Origin of the sequence: Kitasatospora sp. NPDC057198 (assembly GCF_042670125.1) — a bacterium.
Taxonomy (GTDB): Bacteria; Actinomycetota; Actinomycetes; order Streptomycetales; family Streptomycetaceae; genus Kitasatospora.
On sequence record NZ_JBHUWH010000493.1, the window covers coordinates 1 to 5,547 of the forward strand.

Genomic DNA, 5,547 nt, shown 5'->3' on the forward strand with positions numbered 1-5,547 from the left:
GTCGACGACCACGGCGAGCAGCGGCCGGCCGGGCTTGGTGCGGGCCGCGACCAGGGCGACCGGCCCGGCGGGCAGGCCCGCGCCGTCCAGCCCGTGCCCGGCCAGCACGCCCCGCCACTCCTCGGCGTCCAGCAGGGTGGTGTCGGTGCCGGTGGCGTCGCCCAGGGTGTGGTGGGCGATGACGTCGAGCAGCACCGGCGGGGCCTGGAGCAGCCGCACCGCCGGGCCGTCCGGCAGGTCCTGGTCGTGGTGCGCCAGGTGCAGGGCGTCGCGGTCCGGCCCGAGGGCGATCGCGGTGGCGCGGGCCGCGCCGAGCCGGACCGCGCCGAGCGCCGCCGAGGTGACCAGGGCGTCGGTGTCGGTCGCGCCGTACAGGTCGAGCGTGCTGCGGTGCAGGGCCGCGACCCGGGCGGCCAGCCGCTCGGCGCGCCGGCGGGCCCGGGTGTAGCGCAGCACGGCGGTGACGGTGGCCTGGAGCTCCGCCGGGTCGATCGGCTCGGTCAGGTAGGCGTCCGCGCCCCGGTGCAGGCCCTGGGTGCGGTCGCTGGCCTCGATCGCGGTCGCGGAGATGTGGACCACCGGCAGTGCGGCGGTGCGCGGCTCCTCCTTGATCCGCTCGCACACCTCGAAGCCGGTCATGTCGGGCAGGCTGATGTCCACCACGGCGAGCTCGGGCAGCTCGGCGGCGGACGAGCGCTCCAGCAGCGCGAGGGCCTGGGCGCCGTCGACCGCCTCGACGACGGTGTGCCCGGAGCGGCGCAGCCAGCTGCCGACGACGTACCGGGTGGCGTCGTTGTCGTCGAGCACCAGGACGGTGGCCGGCCCGGCGTCGGAGCCTGTCATGACCCCTCCTCGGGGGACGGCGGCCGCCGTGCGGCGGCGGGGCGGGGGGCGGACAGGGCGGCGGCGATCCGGCCGCCGCTCAGACCGGACTTGGGCAGCACGGCGCGGGCGTGCGACAGCCGGGCCCGGTCGGCGGCGGTCAGCGAGGCGGAGGTGAGGATGACCACCGGGATCCGCCGCAGCGCGGCGTCCGCCCGCAGCTCGGCGAGGACCCGGTAGCCGTCCACGTCCCCCAGGTGCAGGTCGAGGACGATCCCGTCCGGCCGGGTCTCCCGGACGGCGGCCAGCGCGGACGCGCCGTCGTGGACCTCCTCCACCCGCTCGGCGATCTCGTGCAGCAGCGGGCGCAGCACGTCCCGGAAGACCGGGTCGTCGTCGACCGCGACCAGCACGCCCCGCCGGGCGCCGACCGGCGGGGCCGGGCGGGCGGGCAGCCGGACGGTCAGCGCGGTGCCCCGCCCGGGGGCGCTGTCCAGGCGCAGCGTGCCGCCGAGGATCTCGGTCAGCCGGCGGGCGTACGGCAGGCCCAGGCCGGTGCCCCGGCGGCCCCGCTGGTGCGCGCCCTTCACCTGGTAGAACTCCTCGAAGACCCGCTCGTGCTGGTCGGCGGGGATGCCCACGCCGGTGTCGGTGACGGTCAGCACCAGGCACGGGCCGCCGTCCCCGGCCCCCTCGATCCGGGCGGTCAGCTCCACCGACCCGTGCTCGGTGAACTTCAGCGCGTTGGACAGCAGGTTGCGCAGGATCCGCACCAGCATCGTCTCGTCGCCGATCAGCGGCTCCGGCAGCTCAGGCGCCGGGCCGATCCGCAGCTCGACGCCGGGGCGGGCCAGGCCGCGCAGGGTGCCGTCCAGGTGGGCGAGGACGGCCCGCAGGTCCAGCGGCGCCCACAGCGGGTCGAGGGTGCCGGACTCCGCCTTCGCGACGTCCAGCAGCTCGTCCACCAGCGCCAGCAGGGTCCGGCCGGAGTCCGCGATCAGCGACAGCTGCCGGCAGCGCTCCTCCGGCGGGGCGCCGGTGTCGGCGCGCAGCAGCTCGGCCAGGCCCACCACCGCGTTGACGGGGGTGCGCAGCTCGTGGCTGACGTTCGCCCAGAACCGGCTCTTGGCCTCGCTGGCCTCGCGCAACTGCCGTGACTTCTCGTCGAGTTCGGCGTACAGCGCGACCACGCCCCGGTTGGTCTCCTCCAGCTCCTCCGACAGCTCCGAGTACAGCGCCAGCACGCCCTGGTTGGTCTCCTCCAGCTCGCTGTTCAGCCGGCGCAACTCCTCGCGCTGGGCGCGGGTGTGCTCCAGCGCGGCGATCAGGTCGCGGGTCTGCGCCCGGGAGTCCTCCAGCGCGCTGGGGCCGGTGTGCGCCTCCAGCAGGCGGCGGGCCTGCTCGACCAGCTCCGGCGCCGGCTCGGGGCCGGAGCCGTGGCCGAGCCGCTGCTCGATCCGCACCAGGCCGTCCCCGCCGCCGTGCTCGTGGTGGGTGGACAGCAGCCGGGCGGACGCCTCCAGCGCCTCGGCGGGCAGCCGGTGGCCGCCCCGCCACGCCAGGGTCACCCGCAGCGCGGCCGGCCGGCCCGGCAGCAGCTCGAACCCGGCGCTGAGCCGGTCCGCGCCGAGCAGGCCGCGGCCCAGCTCGCTCAGCGCGGTGGCCAGCCGCACGGCGTCCTGCCCGTCCGCGCCGAGCAGGTCGGCGACGGCGCGGGCACTGCGGCGCAGCGCGAAGGTGTCCTGGACGGTGACCACGGCGGTGGTGCCCAGGCGCACGGCCGGGCCGTCGGGCCCGGGTTCGGTCGGCGCGTTCACCAGGCACCCTTCGCGACCACCACGCCGGCGTCGTCCCGGCGCACCCCCGCCTCGCGCAGCAGCAGGGCGGCGGCGGTGACGGGCAGGTGGGAGAACAGGCCGGGCATGTCGGCGGCCCGCCAGCGGTCGGTCAGCCCGTCCGAGTGCAGGACGACCGCGCTGCCGGGCGGCAGCTCCTGCCGGACGGGGTGCGGCGCGGGCAGCTGGTGGCCGACGATGCCGGGGGAGGAGGGCAGCGAGCGCCGGTGCCCGGTGACGGTGTCCACCACGAAGGCGCTGACGTTGCCGACCCCGCAGAACGTCAGCCGGGCCGCGGCGGGCTCGACCAGGGCGACCGCGACCGCCCCGCCGCGCCCGGCCTGCAGCACCCGGTGCAGGTCGGTCAGCACCTCCTCGGGCCGGTGCGCGGGGCCGCGGTGGAAGGCGGCGACGGCGTCCGAGGCGGCCCGCGCGGCCAGCGGGCCGTGGCCCAGGCCGTCGCAGAACATCAGCAGGAAGGCGCCGGCCGTGCTCTCGGGGCCCGGCCCGGGGACGGAGCGGGTCCGGGGCGCCCGGTTGGTCAGCACCGACCAGTCCAGCGGGGTCCCCGCCGCCCGGGGGGCGTCCGGGGCGGGGCCCGGCGGCCGCCCGGCCGGGCGCACCGCCCAGGCGTCGCCGCACAGCTCCTGCCCGCTCATCGGCCGGGTCAGCCCGGCGACGGTCGGCTCGCCCGCCGCGGCGGCCGCCCGGCCGGCCGGGGTGCGGTTCCAGAACCGGGCGGTCAGCACGGTGCCCCGGCCGGGCAGCGAGTGCAGGTCGAAGGCGTCGGCGAGGCGCGCGACCGCGCCCAGGCCGATGCCCAGGGTCGGGCCGGAGGAGTAGCCGTCGGCGAGCGCGGCGGGCACGTCCGCCATCCCCGGCCCGCTGTCGACGGTGAGGAACTCCAGCGCCGCCTCGGTGTCGGTGCGCACCACGCGCAGCACCATCGCCCCGTCCACGGCGTGCCGGCGCAGGTTGGTGGCGGCCTCGCTGACGGCCAGCGCCACCTCGCCGACCCGTTCGGGCAGCAGGCCGATCCGGTGGGCGAGCTGCCGGGCCGTGCCGCGGGCGGCGGCGGGCAGCGAATCGGAGTGCCGGAACCACACGGTGTCCTCGCACTCGGTCAGGGCGGGGGACGCCGGGCCCGTCCGGTGGGGGGACGCCGGGCCCGTTCGGCCGGGGGTCACCTGGCCCACTTGGTCACCGACACCTTCGTCCCGGCGCCGGGCTCGCTGCGCAGCTCGAACTCGTCCACCAGCCGGCGGGCCCCGCTCAGGCCCAGGCCCAGGCCGCCGCCGGAGGTCCAGCCGTCGGTCAGCGCGAGGTCCAGGTCGGCGATGCCGGGGCCGCTGTCCTCGAACACGGCGTGCACGCCCACCCGGGCGCCGCTGCGCACGGCGGAGCAGCGCATCAGGCCGCCGCCGCCGTACACCAGCGTGTTGCGGGCGAGCTCGCTGGCCGCGGTGACCAGCTTCGTCTGGTCGACCAGCGACAGCCCGCACTGCTGGGCGTACGTCCGGACGGTCTGCCGGGCCCGCACCACGTCGTCGTTGGAGCCGATCGGCACGCTCTGCTCGTCCTCGACCGCCCGTGGCCCGGTCACGGGCGGCCCGTACGCGCGGTACGGTCCCGTTCCAGCAGGGCCAGGCCCTTCTCCAGGGTGAGCGCGGTGCGCACCCCGCCCAGCGAGAGGCCCAGCTCGACCAGGGTGATCGCCACCGCCGGCCGCATGCCGACGACCACGGTCTCGGCGTCCAGCATGCGCGAGATCGCGGCGGTGTTGGCCAGCATCCGGCCGACGAAGGAGTCGACGATCTCCAGGGCCGTGATGTCGATGACCACGCCGGTCGCGCCGGTGGCGACGATCCGCTCGGCCAGGTCGTCCTGGAGGTCCAGCACGATCTGGTCCTCCAGGTCGACCTGGATGGACACCAGCAGGACCTGGCCGAGCTTCAGCACGGGGACGCGGTCGCTCACCGGGTGCCGCCCGCAGGGGCCTGGGCACCGCTGAGCTGCAGGACGTGGCGCAGCGCGTCCTGCAGGGTGGCCTTGGTGACGATGTCGCCGAACTGCACGCCCAGCGCGACCAGGGTCTGCGCGATCTGCGGCCGGATGCCCGAGATGGTGCACTCCGCGCCCATCAGCCGGGCCGCGACCACCGTCTTCAGCAGGTGCTGGGCGACCTCGGTGTCCACGGCCGGCACGCCGGTGATGTCGATGATCGCGTGCTCGGACTCGGTGTCCACCAGGCTCTGCAGCAGCTTCTCCATCACCACCTGGGTGCGCGCCGAGTCCAGCGTGCCGACCAGCGGCACCGCGACCACGCCCTCCCACAACTTGACCACCGGCGTGGACAGTTCGAGCAACTGCTCGGCCTGGGCACTGATGATCTCCTCCCGGGTGCGGGCGTACGCCTCGATGGTGAACAGGCCCAGCGCGTCCAGCAGCCTGGTCAGCTGGAGGTAGGCCGTGATGTCCTCCGCGGTGCTGTCCGTGGTCGGCTCCAGCACGTCCTTGCAGGCGAAGACGCTCACGGCGGTCTCGCTCGGCGTGAAGCCGTGCCGGGCCCTGGACCGGGACAGCTCCACCAGCAGGGCCCGCACCTCCGAGTACGCCTCGCCCTGCCAGTCCAGGCCCTCCTTGCCCAGCGCATGCAACAGGGCCTGGTACAGCTCCGACAGCTCACGCTCCAGCTCGGCCCGGCTGATCCGGCCACCGAGGGACGCCGCCACGGCCGCCACCCACTGCTCCTGCACCGCATCGTCCCGGGTCAGCAGCTCCACGAGCCGTTCCGACGCACGCTCCACCGCCATCAGGCGCTCTCCTCGCTCATCAGGCCCCCGTGGTCGGGGGACCCAGGCCGTCGCACGACGGCGCGGCGGCCCGGACC

The 5,547-nt window shown here is 76.5% G+C and carries 6 protein-coding genes; all 6 read right to left on the minus strand.

Features of this window, described 5'->3' with window-relative positions:
* Positions 1-843, minus strand: an 843-nt coding sequence (locus ACFUEL_RS33960; RefSeq protein ID WP_380241147.1) for a PleD family two-component system response regulator, incomplete at its 3' end; no start/stop codon positions are given.
* On the minus strand, positions 840-2,639 hold the full coding sequence (locus tag ACFUEL_RS33965) for an ATP-binding protein (RefSeq protein ID WP_380241149.1): 1,800 nt from the start codon (positions 2,637-2,639) through the stop codon (positions 840-842). The genes ACFUEL_RS33960 and ACFUEL_RS33965, both read right to left, overlap by 4 nt.
* A complete protein-coding gene (locus ACFUEL_RS33970) occupies positions 2,636-3,763 on the minus strand; it encodes an ATP-binding protein (RefSeq protein ID WP_380241151.1) in 1,128 nt (375 codons plus the stop codon). The genes ACFUEL_RS33965 and ACFUEL_RS33970 overlap by 4 nt, the downstream gene beginning before the upstream one ends.
* Positions 3,764-3,840: 77 nt before the next feature.
* Positions 3,841-4,260, minus strand: coding sequence for an anti-sigma regulatory factor (locus ACFUEL_RS33975; RefSeq protein ID WP_380241153.1), 420 nt, complete (start codon positions 4,258-4,260; stop codon positions 3,841-3,843).
* Positions 4,257-4,634, minus strand: a complete 378-nt coding sequence (locus ACFUEL_RS33980; RefSeq protein WP_033216718.1) for an STAS domain-containing protein — start codon at positions 4,632-4,634, stop codon at positions 4,257-4,259. The genes ACFUEL_RS33975 and ACFUEL_RS33980 overlap by 4 nt, the downstream gene beginning before the upstream one ends.
* A complete protein-coding gene (locus tag ACFUEL_RS33985) occupies positions 4,631-5,470 on the minus strand; it encodes an STAS domain-containing protein (RefSeq protein ID WP_380241155.1) in 840 nt (279 codons plus the stop codon). Before ACFUEL_RS33985 ends, ACFUEL_RS33980 begins: the two co-directional genes overlap by 4 nt.
* Between the last annotated feature and the right edge of the window lie 77 nt (positions 5,471-5,547).

Coding starts and splice junctions, on each gene's coding strand:
- ACFUEL_RS33985 (WP_380241155.1), bottom strand. CDS start 5,470: ATGGCGGTGGAGCGTGCGTCGGAACGGCTCGTGGAGCTGCTGACCCGG.